Raw genomic sequence first — 15,023 nt, 5'->3', positions numbered from 1 at the left:
GCGGACAAGGCGGTGGTGCGGCGGACGGTTGTCCGTCGCACCACCAGAAGGGGTGAACGCTCGTAACTTTCCCGTGCGGGCCGCGTTCGATCGCGCTAAGAGATCAAGCAGTTACGTTACGTCAAGCTGCGGCCAGATCCCGCCGTGCCGCCCTGCGCCGGGCCGCGACCTGGGGGTCGAGTGCCGGCACGGCGGCCAGGAGCTGCTTGGTGTACGGGTCCTGGGGGTTGTCGTACACCTCGTCGGCGGGTCCGGACTCGACGATCCGGCCGCCGCGCATCACCATGACCCGGTCGCTGACCTGACGGACGACGGCGAGGTCGTGCGCGACGAAGACGAGCGCGAGCCCGAGTTCTCGCTGGAGTTCACCGAGGAGGGCGACGACCTGGGCCTGCGTCGTCACGTCCAGCGCGGAGACGGGCTCGTCGCAGACGATGACGCGCGGGTCGGCCGCGAGCGCCCGCGCGATGCCCACACGCTGGCGTTGGCCACCGCTGAACTCGTGCGGGTAGCGGTCGTAGTGCGCCCCGTCGAGCCCCACGCGCTCCAGCAGTTCCGTCACGCGCCCCCTGATCCGCTTCTCGTCCCGCTCCCGACGTGCGCGGAGCGGGTCGGCGATCGACTCGCCCACGCTGCGGCGGGGGTTGAGGGAGGAGACGGGGTCCTGGAAGACCATCTGCACGGCCGGGTTCACGCCCACGCGCGCGTGCCCGTCGTAGCGGACCGCCCCCGCGGTCGGCTCCAGCAGCCCGACCAGCATGCGCCCCAGGGTCGTCTTGCCGCTGCCGCTCTCGCCGACGACGCCGAGGGTCTCGCCCCGGTGGATGGTCAGCGACACGTCGTCCACGGCCGCGAACGCCCGCTTGCCGCGCCCGAACTCGCGCCTGAGGCCCTTCGCCTCCAGGGCGACCTCGTCGGACGCCTGCGAGGGCGCGCGCGGCGCGTCCACGCGCGGGACGGCACCGAGGAGTTCGCGGGTGTACGCCTGGGCGGGCGATCCCAGTACGGTGCCGACCGGCCCGTGTTCGACCACGCGCCCGTGCCGCATGACGAGCACCTCGTCGACGCTCTCGGCGGCCACGCCCACGTCGTGCGTGACGAGCAGCAGCCCCATGCCGGTCTCCTCGCGCAGTGTGTGCAGCAGGTCGAGGATCTGGGCCTGGACGGTCACGTCGAGCGCGGTGGTCGGCTCGTCGGCGATCAGCAGGCCGGGCTCGCAGGCCAGCGCCATGGCGATGAGCGCGCGCTGCCGCATGCCGCCGCTGAACTCGTTCGGACGGGACCGCGACCGGCGCCGTGCGTCCGGAATTCCCACCCGGTCCAGTACTTCCGTCGCACGCGCGCGTGCCGCTCGTCGCGACACGCGCGTGTGCACGCGGTACACCTCGGCGATCTGGTCGCCGATCGCGTAGTACGGGTCGAGGGACGACAGCGGGTCCTGGAAGACCATGGCCGCCTTCGCGCCGCGCAGCCGCCGCAGGCCGTCCTCGGACGCCTGCTGTACGTCGACGCCCGCGACCTCGATCGAGCCGCCGACCCGCGCGCCGGTCCCGCGGTGCAGCCCCAGCAGGGCCGAGGCGACCGTGGACTTGCCGGAGCCGGACTCGCCGACCAGGGCCAGGGCGCCGCCCTGTTCCAGGCTGAAGGAGAGGCCGTCGACGGCCCTGAGGTCCCCGAACTCGACGGACAGATCCGTGACTTGGACGAGACTCACGTCAGTACCACCCGTCGGTCGGCCACCGCGTACAGCACGTCGGCGACGGCGTTGGCGAGGACCACGAAGAAGCCGATCACCAGGACCATGCCGACGACGACCGGGAGGTCCACGACGGTCACGGCATGCACCAGTTCCTGGCCGATGCCGGGCAGCCCGAAGAGCGACTCGATGAGCACGGCGCCGCCCACCGCACTGCCGAAGTCGTTGGCGTTCAGGGCGATGATCGGTGCCATGGCGCCCCGCAGGGCGTGCCGGCCCACGATGGACCGCTCGCCCACCCCGTAGGCGCGGAAGGTGCGGATGTGGTCCTCGGCGAGCGTCTCCAGCATCGACGCCCGGGTGAGCCGGGCGAAGTAGGCCGACTCGCTGAGGGCGAGGGTGAACCAGGGCAGCAGCAGGCCCCAGGCCCACTGCTCGGGGTCGCCGGAGAAGGAGACGTACTCCGGGAAGGGCAGCAGCTCCAGTTGCCCGCAGACCACGATCATCAGGACGAGGCCGATGACGAAGACGGGTGTGGAGATGCCCGCGAGGGTGATTCCGGTCAGGGCACGCTCGGTGAACCGGCCGCGCCGCCAGGCGGAGAGCACCCCGGTGCCGACGCCCAGCAGGAGCCAGAGGACCATCGCTCCGACCACCAGTGACAGGCTGACGGGCAGCTTCGTCAGGATGATCCGGGTGACCTGCTGGTCGGTCTGGTACGAGAGCCCCAGGCAGGGTGCCGAGCAGTGTTCGACGGACGTGCCGGTCGAGTAGTCCTGGCCGACGACGATGCCTTCCAGGAAGTGCCAGTAGCGCAGGTACAGCGGATCGCCGAGCTTGAGCTGCTGGGCGACCTGGTGGACCTGTTCCGGTGAGCAGCGCGGGCCGCAGGTGATCTGGGCGACGTTGCCGGGAGTGGCGTAGAAGACGACGTAGATGATCACCGAGATGACGAGCAGGGTGATCACGCTGCCCACGGTCCGGCGCAGCGCGAAACCGGCGAAGCCGCTCATGAGCGCGCCTCCTGCCCGGCGCTCGTGTCCGCCTTGGCCTCCTGCTTGCGGCCCGTGCCCACGCGCAGGCGGGAGGCCGCGCGCGGGTCCAGGGCGGTGCGGATGCCGTCGCCGAGGACGGTGAGCGCGAGCACGGTCACGAACAGCGCGCCTGCCGGCAGCAGCAGGTACTGCGGGGCGGCCTGGTACCAGACGTTGGCGGAGGTGAGCATCTGTCCCCAGGACGGCGTCGGAGGCTTCACACCGACGCCGAGGAAGGACAGCGAGGCCTCGATGGCGATGTTGGCCGGGACCATGAGCGCGGCGTAGGTGATGACGGGCGCGGCGAGCCCGGGCAGCAGTTCCCGGCGGGCGATCCGCCAGGTGCTCCAGCCGCTGAGCCGGGCGGCGGAGACGTAGTCGAGTTCCTTCAGGCTGAGCGTCGCGGCGCGCGCGATCTTGGCGATGGTGCCCCAGGCGACGAAGCCGATGATGAGCGCGACCAGCACCGGCCTCGGGAAGCTGCTGGGCACGATGGCCAGCAGAGCCAACGCCATGATCATCAATGGCAGGGCGACGATGATGTCCGCGAGCCGGCTCAACAGTTGATCAACCCATCGGCTGCCGAGCGCGGCCGCGACGCCGACGACGACACCGAGGAAGACCTGCACGGCGGTGGCGGCGAGCGCGACGCCCAGGGAGACCCTGGCGCCGTAGACCAGCCGCGCGAACAGGTCGCGTCCGGTCTGCGGTTCGACGCCGAGCCAGTGGTCCCCGCTCATCCCTCCGAAGGATCCGATCGGCACGCCACCGCGCGCGGAGTCCACCAGGGAGGGATGGTACGTGGTCGGGTCCTGCCCCTCGATCGCGGTGAGCAGCGGCGCGGCGAGCGCGAGCAGGACCAGCAGCGCGACGACGGCCGCCGCGACGAGGGCGGCGCGCTGCGTACGCAGCCGCCGCCAGAACTGACGGGCCCCCGAGGTCCCCGAGGGGGACACCTCGGGGACCTGGGTGGCGACAAGTGCCTCGCTCACGGCGCTACTTCACCGCGACCTGCGAGATGTCCAGCACGCCGGTCCAGTCACTGATCACGACGTTCTTGATGTCGCTGCCGACCAGGCGCTTGTAGACGGGGTGGAACAGCGGCACGGTCAGGGCCTGCTCACCGATCTTCTTGTCCAGTGCACCCCACCTCTTGGCGGCCGCGTCAAGATCGGTCAACTTGTTGATCGCGTCAATCTCGTCATTGACCGACTTGTCGTTCAACAGGCCGTTGTTGAAGTTCGAGCCGTCCTTGACGATCTGCCGGCCGTCGAAGATCGGGGCGAGGAAGGGGCCTCCGGAGGGCCAGTCGGCACCCCAGCGGGCGAGGAAGAAGCCGGGCTCGGTCTTCACGTTGTGGATCTTGTCCCGGTAGTCGTTGTCCTCCAGGCCCTGCAGCTTGACCGTGATGCCGGCCTTCTTGAGCGCGTCCTGGATCGAGGTCGCGATCTCCGGGCTGGTCTCGAAGTCCTTGGCGTTGGAGTGGCTCAGGGTGATCGTGAGCCCGTTCCTGTAACCCGCCTGGGCCAGCAGCTGCTTGGCCTTCGCGGCGTTGCCGGCCGGGCCCGCAGGGAAGAGGTCGTACGGCGTGTAGCCGAAGGACTTCTGGTTCGGCAGGTAGGTGGTGGCCGCCTCGGCGAGCGCGGAACCGCCGGCCGCGTTGATCACCGACGACCGGTCGATGGCGTAGGAGATCGCCTGCCGCACCTTGACGTTGTTGAACGGCTTGACGGTCGGGTTGAACGCTATGTAGTTCGTGTAGCCGAAGTGGCCCGTGCCGACGCGCGCGGCCAGGGCCTTGTCGCCCGACACCTTGGCGAGCTCGGCCGGACCGAGGTTGGTGTCCGTCGTGACGGCGGACGCGTCCGCACCCTGGGACGCGGACAGCCGCTGGTTGATCACGGACGAGTCCAGACCGGACCGCACGTCGACCTTGTCGGGGTAGGCCTTGCGCTCGTCGTCCACGGCCGTGGACCAGTACGCGTTGCGCTCCAGGACGAGGTGCTCACCGTCGTTCTCGTTCTTGACGACCTTGTACGGGCCGGACGAGATCGGGTGCTCCTCGTACTTCGTACCCGTGTCCTTGGCCTTGGGTACGGGTGTGAACTGCGTCTGCGTGGCCAGGTACGGGAACTCGCCCTCGGGCTTGTTCAGGTGGAAGACGACGGTCCGGCTGTCCGGCGTCTCGATCGCCTTCAGGCCCTTCGTGTCCTTCTTGTCCTTGTACGGGCCCTCGTAGCCGGCCGCGCCGACCAGCCAGTCCCTCAAGTAGGGGGCGCCACCGGACAGTTCGGGCGCGAAGGAGCGCTCGATGCCGTACTTGATGTCGGCGGAGGTGATCGGCGTGCCGTCCTCGTACTTGAGGCCCTTCTTCAGGGTGTACGTCCACACGGTCGCGTCCTTGTTGGGGCGCCCGGTGTCAGTGGCGAGGTCCGGGACGACCTTGGCGCCGGCCGCGCCGTTCTCGCGGTTGCGGGTGGTGAGCGTACGGAAGACCAGGGACGGGACGTTGCCGCCGCCGGAGGTGTACAGACGCGCGGGGTCGAAGTCCGTCTGGGCCTCGGAGTTCAGGACCGTGAGCGTGCCGCCCTTGTGGGGGGTGGAGTCGCCACCGGTGCCCTTGGCATCGTTGTCCTTCGGCCCGCAGGCGGCGGCACCCGCCGCCAGAACCAGGCCTACGGATGCCGCGGCCACGCGGCGCACTCTGACGGACGGTTGACGCATCGGATGGACGACCTCTCGAAGTGGTCCGAGCTACGGTGAAACCGGGCTTGCTCGAATGATGAGACGGATTGACGAGGAGTGAGACGAAAGTGAACAGACGTCTGCCCGGGCGTCAGGTCGTCGAAAACCGTGACCGGGTCACGGAGGAGGAAGAAGATCGCGACGCGAACGCCTGAGGGCGAACGTCAGCGACAGAGGATGTCGGCCACGCAGAGCGGGGTCACGCCGATCAGCGCCAGCTCGATGGCTGCGCGTGCGGAGGCGTAGGGGGTCGACATGCCCAGAAATATCTACGAACTTTCTGCGCATGTCAACGTGACATATGAGGCGTCCGTCAACTCCCGGGATACGGCCAGGGGTTGGGCAGACAGTGGATTCCGTCATGGTCGAGGAACTTGGTCTGCTGCTGCATGACCGGCGCGAGCTGGCCGTTCTTGCTGCAGGTGACATGGCCGTGGCCGAGCCGGTGACCGACCTCGTGATTGATCAGCATCTGCCGGTAGGCGTGAATTTGATCACCATAGGTCTTGGATCCCTGCGCCCATCGGTAGGCGTTGATCATCACGCGCTCGGTGGAGGCCGAGTCGCACGAGACGTTGTCCTCGGTGGTGTCGAGGCCGGACTTTGCGCACCACTTCGCCGTGGTCCCGGGGCTGGCGAGTGTGATCACGAAGTCGGGCTTGCCGGTATGGATGCGCTCGAAGGTGCGGGCGCCGTTGTGGGCCCAGCTCCGCTTGTCGTTGAGCGTCTTCTGCACGGCCTGGGCGAACAGTTCGCCGTCGAGCCCGAGCCCCTGCTCCACGTCCACGCGGTAGGTGTACTTCTGTCCCGTGCCCGGCGCCTTGTCGAACCCGGGGACCGCGTCGAACCTCCCCGGCCCCTTGAGCGTCGCGCCGAGCGGGTACTTCTCCCCCATCGCCTGCGCATAGGTCAACGTCGCCACGCTCGGCGACGAGGACGGCCGCGAGTCCGAGCCCCGGGCGTCCCGCGCCTGGTCGGTGGCCGACCGCGTTCCTCCGGCGTCGTCTTCGCGTCCGTTCGCGACCTGCCCGGCGACGATCACGGCGAGCACCGTGGTGACGGCGGCGGCCGCGATTCCGGTGAACGTCCGCCCCTTGCCGCCCTTGGCCTGCGCCGGCACGCCGGTCGGCGGGTCGTCGTCGGTCTCGGCGGATACACCGACACCGGCGCCGGGATCCCGGTCGGTGACGGAGGCGTACGGGTGGGAGGCGTGTGCGGAGGCGGCGTTGCGAGGCGCGAAGACGTCGTCGTCCTCGCCGAAGGCGTCGACGTAGTCCTGCCGCGGCCCCCCGGGCGGCGCCTGCCGCTGCCGCGGTATGGAGACGCCTGACTGCCTCAGCTCGCCCCACCCGCCGCCGCCTTCACGCTGCTCGGGGTGACCACCACGGACTTGGGGCGTGCCACGGGCGGGGGTGCCGTCGGCGAGCCGGGGAACGCCACGTGCGGGTGTGCCGTCAGGAAGAAGCGGCACCCCACGCGCGGGCGTACCGTCCGCAAACCGCGGCACCCCATGTGCCGGCGTCCCGTCCGCAAACCGCGGCACCCCATGTGCCGGCGTCCCGTCCGCAAACCGCGGCACCCCATGTGCCGGCGTCCCGTCCGCCGGCCGCGGGGCCCCACGGCCGGGCGTGCCCCCCGCCCTCCCCGGCGCCCCGTACGCCGGGGGCTGCTGCCCGGACGGCGGCCCGGGTACCCGGCGCCCACCGGCACCGCCCTGCGGCCCCTGCCCCTGCCCCTGCGGCACCGGCCCTTCCGAGTCCCGGGCGTCACGACGCCCCCCGGCAGCCCGGGGCGCCGTAGAAGCTCCGGCTCCCCCAGGCCCCGCAGGAGCCGCGTATCCCGCAGAACCGGCGGAAGCCCCGTCCCTCCCGGGACCCGCAGCGGCCTCGGGCGCCCCGGAGCCCCCGGTTTCCCGCCCCTCGCCCATGTCCCCGGCGCTCTTCGCGGAGGCCGGGCCTCCGCGGCGGCTGTGGCGTCCCACGTCGGCCCTCAGCTCCCCGTGCTCTCGGCAGCGGTCTCGCCGTCGCCGACGACCGCGTCACCGCCGTCGGCGGAGGCCGAGCCCTTGACGGCCGGCTCCCCGGATGGAAGGCCCGCCGCCAACTCGCCTGCATCGCGGAGAAGTTCGTAGAAGGCCCGGGCCACCGTCTCCGGGTACTCCATCATCGCCACGTGCCCCGCCTCCGGCAGGGTGAGCAGGCGGGAGTCGCGGAAGGTGCGAGCCGCCCTCCGGGCCATGCGGAAGCCGACGAGCTGGTCCCGGCCGCCGTACACGAGCAGGGTCGGGGCGAGGACGCGCTCGGCCTGGCGCCACAGCCCGTGCTGGCCGCCCAGCGTGTACGCGTTCACGATCCCGCGCGCGGAACGTGTCATCGCGTCCCAGAAGTACGGCAGTTGAAGGCGCCGCTCCATCTCCTCCACGGCGTTGCTGAAACCCTCCGGCGATACCCGTCCCGGGTCGCCGTAACACAGCGCCGTCACCCCGTGGACCCGCTGCTCCGCGGTCCACTCCCTGGTGAGCCGGGTGAACAGGCCGGTGACCCCGGGCAGCGCGAGCAGCGCCGTCGGTACCGCCGTCCGCTGGACGAGGATCTCCGGCAGTGCCGGCGACACGAGCGTGAGCGTCCGTACGAGGTCGGGGCGCAGTGCCGCGACGCGGGTGGTGACGGCGCCACCGAGCGAGTTGCCGAAGAGGTGCACCGGCCCACGGCCGGACGCGTCGAGGAAGCGGATCACCGCGCGCGCGTGCCCGGAGACCGAGTAGTCGCCGTCGTCCGGCGGCGGGGAGTCGCCGAATCCGGGCAGGTCGACGGCCTCGCCGTCGACGACCCCCTCCAGCTGCTCCATCAGCGCCGACCAGTTCTGCGAGGAACCGCCGAGCCCGTGGACGTACAACGCGGGCGGCAGCCCCTCGCGCGTCGGTGGTCTCGACCGCACCGTCAGCGTGATCCCCGGCAGTCCGACCGACCTGAGCCGCTCGCCCTCCGCGACCCTGACGGGCGCCACCTTCGGGAGCACATTGGTTGCCGGCACGGACGGCAGCTCGGTCGAAGACATGCGGCAATGTTACGAGACGATCACGCAGTGGCTCGTGTGTTCGCCGTCACAGATCGCGCGCACACCGCATAGCGTCCGAATGCCGTGTCTCCTAGGCTCGTATTGAGGGCACCCGCTGTGGCCCCTGCTTCTTTCAGGGACATTCGTAGGAAGGGAGCCCAACCATGGCCGTAGACCCCACCGATCCCGAGACGTTCGAGGTCGACGACACGCAGGAAGCCAAGGAGATCGACGTCGAGGCCCCGGAGAACGACACCGCGGAACAGCTTGCGGGCCTGACATCGGAGCGCGACGACCCTCTTGAGGACGTGGATCCGGCCAAGGCGAACGAGGCCGACATCGTCGAGCAGCGCCGCGTCGTCTCGATCGACGAGGACGATTACCGCTGACGAGGGATACGGAAGCGCCGGAGGGCGCCACTGAGCTGGAACGAGGCGGCGTGTTGCCCGTTTCGATCCGGTTTGAAACCGTCTGCGCTGCTTTCGCCACCGTCCGGTCCGTGAAATTCTGCGCTCGCACCGCGCACACCAGGGTTACCGAAAAGTACGATGGCGGCGCGGCGCACACCGCATGTGGACGAATTTGGGAGGCGGCGTGACAGCCATCGAGCAGACAGAGGCAGCACGCCCGCGAGGCACGCGCCTGCCGCGCCGTGCCCGACGGAACCAACTGCTGGGCGCCGCCCAGGAAGTCTTCGTGGCGCAGGGCTACCACGCGGCCGCCATGGACGACATCGCCGAGCGCGCCGGCGTCAGCAAGCCGGTGCTCTACCAGCACTTCCCGGGCAAGCTCGACCTCTATCTCGCCCTGCTGGACCAGCACTGCGAGTCATTGATCGGGGCGGTACGCGAAGCGCTCGCGTCGACGACCGACAACAAGCAGCGCGTACGGGCGACGATGGACGCCTATTTCGCGTACGTCGAGGACGACGGCGGCGCCTTCCGCCTGGTCTTCGAGTCGGACCTGACGAACGAGCCCGCAGTGCGCGAGCGCGTCGACAAGGTCACGACCGAGTGCGCGGAGGCGATCTGCGAGGTCATCGCCGAGGACACCGGCCTCTCGCGCGCGGAGTCGATGCTGCTGGCCTCCGGCCTCGGCGGTCTCGCCCAGGTGGTGGCCCGTTCGTGGCTGCACAGCGACCGCAGCGTGCCGCGCGACCAGGCGGTGCAGTTGCTGACCTCACTGGCCTGGCGCGGAATCGCGGGCTTCCCGCTGCACGGCACCGATCAGCACCACTGACGGCGCGGCGGTCCCCTCCGCCGGGCGTTTGTTCCCGTCACCTGTTCGCTCTTGGCGTTCCGGGGCGGAGCGTGTACGTCCCCTCACCGGGCTAATGTGTGCTGGGTACGGCGCGTAAAGGTCGCGCACTTCACCGACCGTCGGAGGGACTTAGCCGTGGAGGTCAAGATCGGCGTGCAGCACGCGCCCCGCGAGATCGTTCTGGAGAGCGGTCAGAGTGCCGAGGAGGTCGAGCGGATCGTGGCCGAGGCACTTGCCGGGAAGTCGCAGCTGCTGACCCTCGTGGACGAGCACGGCCGCAAGGTCCTCGTCCCGGCCGAGCGCCTCGCCTACGTCGAGCTCGGCGAGCCGGCCCCGCGCAAGGTGGGCTTCGGAGCGCTGTAGGCACACATCGCGAGAGGGGGTCCGGCGGCCATCGGCTGCCGGACCCCTTCTCGATGTCCGCAAGTTTTTTTCTCCACATCTGGAGCACAACTCGCGCACAGGGGAGGATTGCATTCCGCAGGTCACGGGTATGACGGGCTACGACCGTGATACGCACCGTGACGCGCAGTGTGGCCGTGGGAGGGACCCTCATGATGTTGTTCGAAGCGCTCGGCTCCGCCCTGCTCGGCCTCGTGCTGGCCTGGGGCGCGGACCGCCGTCTCTCCCACCGTCTGCCCGCCCGTTCGCTCGTGCTGGCGACGGGTGTCACCGGAGCCCTCTTCGGTGCCTTCGTCACCGAGAGCGCCTTCGACCCCGGTTACCCGCTGCTCGTCGTGATCGGCGCGGCGATCGTCTCGACCGCCTCCCTGTCACTGCTGCTGCGCCCGGCGGGAAGACTCCGCCGCCGCTCGGCACCGGCGTAGGCACACGGCGCCGGTTCGAGCGACGGCGTGGACGACGCCCCTAGGGGCGCGGGGCTGTATCGATCTGTGGCTGCGCCGCAGGGGCTGCGCCGGCCACCATCCCGCCGCAGCCCTCACTCACCCCGCCGCGGCCCTCGCCCACCGCGGCCGCGCACCCGGCCGAGCCGCCGCGGGGCTACGCGGCCAGGCCCAGCGCAGCCATCCGCTTCGTGTGCGCCTCGGTGATCCGCGAGAACATCCGGCCCACCTCGGCGAGATCGAACCCGTCGGCCACACCACCGACCAGCATCGTCGACAGCGCGTCCCGGTCCGCGACCACCCGCTGGGACTGCGACAGTGCCTCGCCCATCAGCCGCCGCGCCCACAGCGCGAGCCGGCCGCCCACGCGCGGATCGGCGTCGATGGCGGCCCGCACCTTCTCCACGGCGAAGCCGGCGTGCCCGGTGTCGTCCAGAACGGCCAGCACGAGCTCACGCGAGTCCGAGTCGAGCCGGGCCGCGACCTCCCGGTAGAAGTCACTGGCGATCGAGTCGCCGACGTACGCCTTGACCAGCCCCTCCAGCCAGTCCGAGGGCGCCGTCTGCTTGTGGAAGCCGTCCAGCGCGGCGACGAACGGCTCCATCGCCTGCGTGGGCTCCTCGCCGATCTCCGCGAGCCGGTCGCGCAGCCTCTCGAAGTGGTGGAACTCGGCCGACGCCATCTTCGCCAGCTCCGCCTTGTCGGCCAGCGTCGGCGCCAGCTTGGCGTCCTCCGCGAGCCGCTCGAATGCCGCGAGTTCGCCGTACGCGAGCGCACCGAGCAGGTCGACGACCGCGGCGCGGTACTGGGGGTCCGCGGACGACCGGTCCCAGTCCTGGGCGGCCACTGCGGTGTGCTCGGCGGGTGCGTCAGAGGTGTTGTCAGGCGTCGTCATGAAGCGCACAATAGTCCGCTTGCCGGGCCGCGGAAGTCCCTGGTCAATCAGTGTGATGGCGGCTACGTGACCAAATCGGCCACCGCATGTGCGAGATTCCGGGGTATGGTGGTAATGCGCCTGCCGACTACTCGACGGGCCGCACGTATGAGGATGCCCGGTCGGTGGCCCGATCGGCTCCGACCCGACAGCCCTCCTTGTCGTACGGCACATCGCGTACGGCGCCCGGAGGGACATCCCTCAGCGGTACGAGCGCTAGAGCGTCGGCAGTGGTCCCGTGCGTTACGGCAAGTCCCGTAAGGCAGCCGACGTCCCCCGGCACGGTCCGTCAAAGACCCCCGCGCTCGCCTCGCACCGCGCACACAGAAGAGGCAGCACCCTGACTACCACGTTCAGAGATCTCGGCATCCTTCCCGAGACCGCCGAGGCCCTCGAAGCCGTCGGCATCATCAACCCCTTCCCCATCCAGGAGATGACCCTCCCCGTCGCCCTCTCGGGCACGGACGTCATCGGCCAGGCCAAGACCGGCACCGGCAAGACGCTGGGCTTCGGTCTTCCGCTCCTGGAGCGCGTCACCGTCCCCGCGGACGTGGAGGCGGGCCGCGCGAAGCCCGACGACCTCACCGACGCCCCGCAGGCGCTCGTCGTCGTCCCCACCCGCGAGCTGTGCACGCAGGTCACCAACGACCTGCTGACCGCGGGCAAGGTGCGCAACGTACGCGTTCTCGCCATCTACGGCGGCCGGGCCTACGAGCCCCAGGTGGAGGCCCTCAAGCGAGGCGTCGACGTGATCGTCGGCACCCCGGGCCGCCTTCTGGACCTCGCGGGCCAGAAGAAGCTCAACCTCAAGCACATCAAGGCACTCGTCCTCGACGAGGCCGACGAGATGCTCGACCTGGGCTTCCTGCCCGACGTCGAGAAGATCATCAACATGCTGCCGCCCCGCCGCCAGACGATGCTGTTCTCGGCGACCATGCCGGGTGCGGTCATCGGTCTCGCGCGCCGCTACATGTCGCAGCCCACGCACATCCGCGCCACCTCGCCGGACGACGAGGGCGCGACGGTCGCGAACACCAAGCAGCACATCTACCGTGCGCACAACATGGACAAGCCCGAGCTGGTCGCCCGCATACTGCAGGCCGACGGCCGGGGCCTGGCCATGGTCTTCTGCCGTACGAAGCGCACCGCGGCCGACCTCGCCGACCAGCTCAAGCAGCGCGGTTTCGCGGCCGGCGCGGTCCACGGCGACCTCGGCCAGGGTGCCCGCGAGCAGGCGCTGCGCGCCTTCCGCAACGGCAAGGTGGACGTCCTCGTCTGCACCGACGTCGCCGCCCGCGGCATCGACGTCGAGGGCGTGACGCACGTCGTCAACTACCAGTCGCCGGAAGACGAGAAGACGTACCTGCACCGCATCGGCCGTACGGGCCGCGCGGGTGCGAAGGGCATCGCGATCACGCTCGTCGACTGGGACGACATCCCGCGCTGGCAGCTCATCAACAAGGCGCTGGACCTGGGCTTCAACGACCCGCCGGAGACGTACTCCACCTCCCCGCACCTCTACGAGGAGCTGAGCATCCCCACGGGCACCAAGGGTGTCCTGCCGCGTGCCGACCGCACTCGCGCGGGGCTCGACGCGGAGGAGCTCGAAGACCTGGGCGAGACCGGCGGCCGCGGCGCACGCGGTGGCCGCGGTCGCGGTGGCCGGGACGAGCGCGGTGGCCGGGACGAGCGCGGTGGCCGGGACGAGCGAGGGGGCCGGGGTGAGTCCCGGTCCGCCGAGCGTGAGCGCCCGGATCGTACGCCGCGTCGTCGCCGCCGTACGCGCGGCGGGTCGACCGCGGACGCGACGGCCGCTCCTGAGATCTCTGCCGAGGTCTCCACGGAGGTCTCGGCGCCCGAGGAGGCCTCCGGCCCCCGCACCCTGCGTCGCCGTCGCCGCACCCGCAGCGGTTCGGGGTCGCAGCCGGTGGTGGCCGCAGCCGCGGCGCCCGAGGCCGCGGAAGCCGCCGTCACGACGGCGGAAGGCCCTGCCCTGGACGCCGCCCCCGAGGCCCCGGTGACTTCGCGTCGCCGCCGCACCCGCAAGTCCGCGGAGACGACGGCAGCGGAGCCGGTCGTCCAGGAGACGCCGTCGGTCACGGAAGCTCCGGCAGCCGTGGCGGCCTCCGAGCCCGAGGCTCCCGCCGCCACCCCGCGCCGCCGTACCCGCAAGGCGACGACTGCCGCCCAGGCCGCGGTCGACACGGCCGAGGGAACGACCGAGTCCGCCCCGGAGCCGGCCGAGACCACACCGCGCCGCCGCACCCGCAAGGCGACGGCAGCGGCGGAGGCCACGGTCGACACGGCCGAGGCCACGCAGGCCAAGCCGCGCACCCGCACCCGCAAGACGGCCGCCGCCACCGAGACCCCGGTCGACACGGCCGAGGCCACGGAAGCCGGGCCCCGTACCCGTACGCGCAAGACGACGGCTGCCGCCGAGGCCGCCGTCGACACCGCCGAAGCGGTCGAGGCGAAGCCCCGTACCCGGACACGCAAGGCGGCAGCCGTCGCCGAGATCCCGGCGCAGGCCGCCGAGGAGCCCGTGGCCAAGCCGCGCACCCGGACCCGCAAGGCCACGGCTGCGGCGGAGGCCGCGGTCGACACGGCCGAGGCCACCGAGGCCAAGCCGCGCACCCGCACCCGCAAGACGGCTGAGGCCGCCTCGGAAACCACCGAGGCAGCAGCTCCCCGTCGGCGTACGCGCAAGGTCGCCGAGTCCGCCGACGTCGCTGCGGCGCCGGAGGCCACCGAGGCCAAGCCGCGCCGGACGCGCAAGGCGGCGGCTGCGGCGGAAGCCGCGGTCGACACCGCCGAAGCGGTCGAGGCGAAGCCCCGTACCCGCACCCGCAAGACGGCCGCCGCCACCGAGACCCCGGTGGACGCGGCCGAGGCCACGGAAGCCAAGCCGCGTACCCGTACGCGCAAGGCGACGGCGGCTGCCGCCTCGGACACCGCCGAGGAGACCAAGCCTCGCCGCACGCGGAAGGCAGCGGCCTCCGCGGTCGACACGGCCGAGGCCACCGAGGCCAAGCCGCGCCGCACCCGCAAGGCTGCCGCCGCCGTAGCCGCGATCCCGGCGCAGGCCGCGGAGGAGCCCGAGGCCAAGCCCCGCACCCGCGCCCGCAAGGCCACGGCATCCGCCGAGGCCAACGCGGACGTGGCCGAGGTCAAGCCCAGGACGCGCCGTCCGCGGAAGGCCACGGCCGCAGCGGAGCCCGCGGAGAGCTGATCCCTCCCTCCCCGACGGCCCGGTCCACCTCGTGTGGACCGGGCCGTCGGCGTTCCGGCACCTGCCTTCACACGTGCCCCCGGCCCAGCCTCACGGTGAGGGCGGTCGTGGCCCCACCCTCCCGGGCAGACCGCCGTCCCCCTCCCACGACGCCGCCCGGACAGACCGCCTGACAGACCGCCTGACAGACCGCCTCACTCCCCTCCACGACAGTCGCAAGCCA

Annotated in this window: 13 protein-coding genes; 5 read left to right on the top strand and 8 right to left on the bottom strand. The window is 71.2% G+C overall.

What is annotated here, in order from left to right:
- Positions 1-121: 121 nt before the first annotated feature.
- The 7 genes from OOK07_RS28610 to OOK07_RS28585 all read right to left on the bottom strand — a co-directional run bounded on the left by OOK07_RS28610 (position 122) and on the right by OOK07_RS28585 (position 8,532).
- Positions 122-1,714, bottom strand: a complete 1,593-nt coding sequence (locus OOK07_RS28610) for a dipeptide ABC transporter ATP-binding protein (protein WP_266799306.1) — start codon at positions 1,712-1,714, stop codon at positions 122-124.
- Positions 1,711-2,709, bottom strand: a complete 999-nt coding sequence (locus OOK07_RS28605; protein ID WP_266799305.1) for an ABC transporter permease — start codon at positions 2,707-2,709, stop codon at positions 1,711-1,713. The genes OOK07_RS28610 and OOK07_RS28605 overlap by 4 nt, the downstream gene beginning before the upstream one ends.
- Positions 2,706-3,722: an ABC transporter permease gene (locus tag OOK07_RS28600; protein WP_266799304.1), complete on the bottom strand. Its 1,017-nt coding sequence runs from the start codon at positions 3,720-3,722 to the stop codon at positions 2,706-2,708. The genes OOK07_RS28605 and OOK07_RS28600 overlap by 4 nt, the downstream gene beginning before the upstream one ends.
- Before the next feature lie 4 nt (positions 3,723-3,726).
- Positions 3,727-5,454 carry an ABC transporter substrate-binding protein gene (locus OOK07_RS28595; protein WP_266799302.1) on the bottom strand — a complete coding sequence of 576 codons (1,728 nt, stop codon included), beginning with the start codon at positions 5,452-5,454 and terminating at the stop codon, positions 3,727-3,729.
- Positions 5,455-5,639: 185 nt separating this feature from the next.
- Positions 5,640-5,732: an Ms4533A family Cys-rich leader peptide gene (locus OOK07_RS43320; RefSeq protein WP_323178133.1), complete on the bottom strand. Its 93-nt coding sequence runs from the start codon at positions 5,730-5,732 to the stop codon at positions 5,640-5,642.
- 56 nt (positions 5,733-5,788) lie between these two features.
- On the bottom strand, positions 5,789-6,946 hold the full coding sequence (locus OOK07_RS28590; RefSeq protein WP_406312494.1) for a DUF3152 domain-containing protein: 1,158 nt from the start codon (positions 6,944-6,946) through the stop codon (positions 5,789-5,791).
- 518 nt (positions 6,947-7,464) lie between these two features.
- Positions 7,465-8,532, bottom strand: a complete 1,068-nt coding sequence (locus tag OOK07_RS28585; RefSeq protein ID WP_266799301.1) for an alpha/beta fold hydrolase — start codon at positions 8,530-8,532, stop codon at positions 7,465-7,467.
- A 164-nt stretch (positions 8,533-8,696) separates the two neighbouring features.
- On the opposite strand from OOK07_RS28585, the gene OOK07_RS28580 reads away from it, so the two are divergent.
- From OOK07_RS28580 to OOK07_RS28565, 4 genes are all read left to right on the top strand, one after another.
- Positions 8,697-8,921, top strand: a complete 225-nt coding sequence (locus OOK07_RS28580) for a hypothetical protein (RefSeq protein ID WP_266684556.1) — start codon at positions 8,697-8,699, stop codon at positions 8,919-8,921.
- 205 nt (positions 8,922-9,126) lie between these two features.
- On the top strand, positions 9,127-9,771 hold the full coding sequence (locus OOK07_RS28575; RefSeq protein WP_266684554.1) for a TetR/AcrR family transcriptional regulator: 645 nt from the start codon (positions 9,127-9,129) through the stop codon (positions 9,769-9,771).
- A 156-nt stretch (positions 9,772-9,927) separates the two neighbouring features.
- On the top strand, positions 9,928-10,155 hold the full coding sequence (locus OOK07_RS28570) for a DUF3107 domain-containing protein (RefSeq protein ID WP_142142321.1): 228 nt from the start codon (positions 9,928-9,930) through the stop codon (positions 10,153-10,155).
- Positions 10,156-10,349: 194 nt separating this feature from the next.
- Positions 10,350-10,619, top strand: a complete 270-nt coding sequence (locus tag OOK07_RS28565) for a hypothetical protein (protein ID WP_266802055.1) — start codon at positions 10,350-10,352, stop codon at positions 10,617-10,619.
- A 175-nt stretch (positions 10,620-10,794) separates the two neighbouring features.
- Here OOK07_RS28565 and OOK07_RS28560 read toward each other — a convergent pair whose 3' ends face one another.
- Positions 10,795-11,532 carry a ferritin-like fold-containing protein gene (locus OOK07_RS28560; protein WP_266684552.1) on the bottom strand — a complete coding sequence of 246 codons (738 nt, stop codon included), beginning with the start codon at positions 11,530-11,532 and terminating at the stop codon, positions 10,795-10,797.
- Positions 11,533-12,004: 472 nt separating this feature from the next.
- Between OOK07_RS28560 and OOK07_RS28555 the strand changes: the two genes are divergently transcribed.
- A complete protein-coding gene (locus tag OOK07_RS28555; protein WP_266802054.1) occupies positions 12,005-14,800 on the top strand; it encodes a DEAD/DEAH box helicase in 2,796 nt (931 codons plus the stop codon).
- Positions 14,801-15,023 lie beyond the last annotated feature (223 nt).

Source organism: Streptomyces sp. NBC_00078 (genome assembly GCF_026343335.1).
In the GTDB taxonomy this organism is placed as follows: Bacteria; Actinomycetota; Actinomycetes; order Streptomycetales; family Streptomycetaceae; genus Streptomyces.
This window is presented reverse-complemented; position numbering and strand designations above follow the sequence as displayed.

Excerpts from the sequence above, each read along its gene's own strand:
- OOK07_RS28605 (WP_266799305.1), bottom strand. The coding sequence starts at position 2,709 with ATGAGCGGCTTCGCCGGTTTCGCGCTGCGCCGGACCGTGGGCAGCGTG.
- OOK07_RS28595 (WP_266799302.1), bottom strand. The coding sequence starts at position 5,454 with ATGCGTCAACCGTCCGTCAGAGTGCGCCGCGTGGCCGCGGCATCCGTA.
- OOK07_RS43320 (WP_323178133.1), bottom strand. The coding sequence starts at position 5,732 with ATGTCGACCCCCTACGCCTCCGCACGCGCAGCCATCGAGCTGGCGCTG.
- OOK07_RS28585 (WP_266799301.1), bottom strand. The coding sequence starts at position 8,532 with ATGTCTTCGACCGAGCTGCCGTCCGTGCCGGCAACCAATGTGCTCCCG.
- OOK07_RS28580 (WP_266684556.1), top strand. The coding sequence starts at position 8,697 with ATGGCCGTAGACCCCACCGATCCCGAGACGTTCGAGGTCGACGACACG.
- OOK07_RS28565 (WP_266802055.1), top strand. The coding sequence starts at position 10,350 with ATGTTGTTCGAAGCGCTCGGCTCCGCCCTGCTCGGCCTCGTGCTGGCC.
- OOK07_RS28560 (WP_266684552.1), bottom strand. The coding sequence starts at position 11,532 with ATGACGACGCCTGACAACACCTCTGACGCACCCGCCGAGCACACCGCA.
- OOK07_RS28555 (WP_266802054.1), top strand. The coding sequence starts at position 12,005 with ATGACCCTCCCCGTCGCCCTCTCGGGCACGGACGTCATCGGCCAGGCC.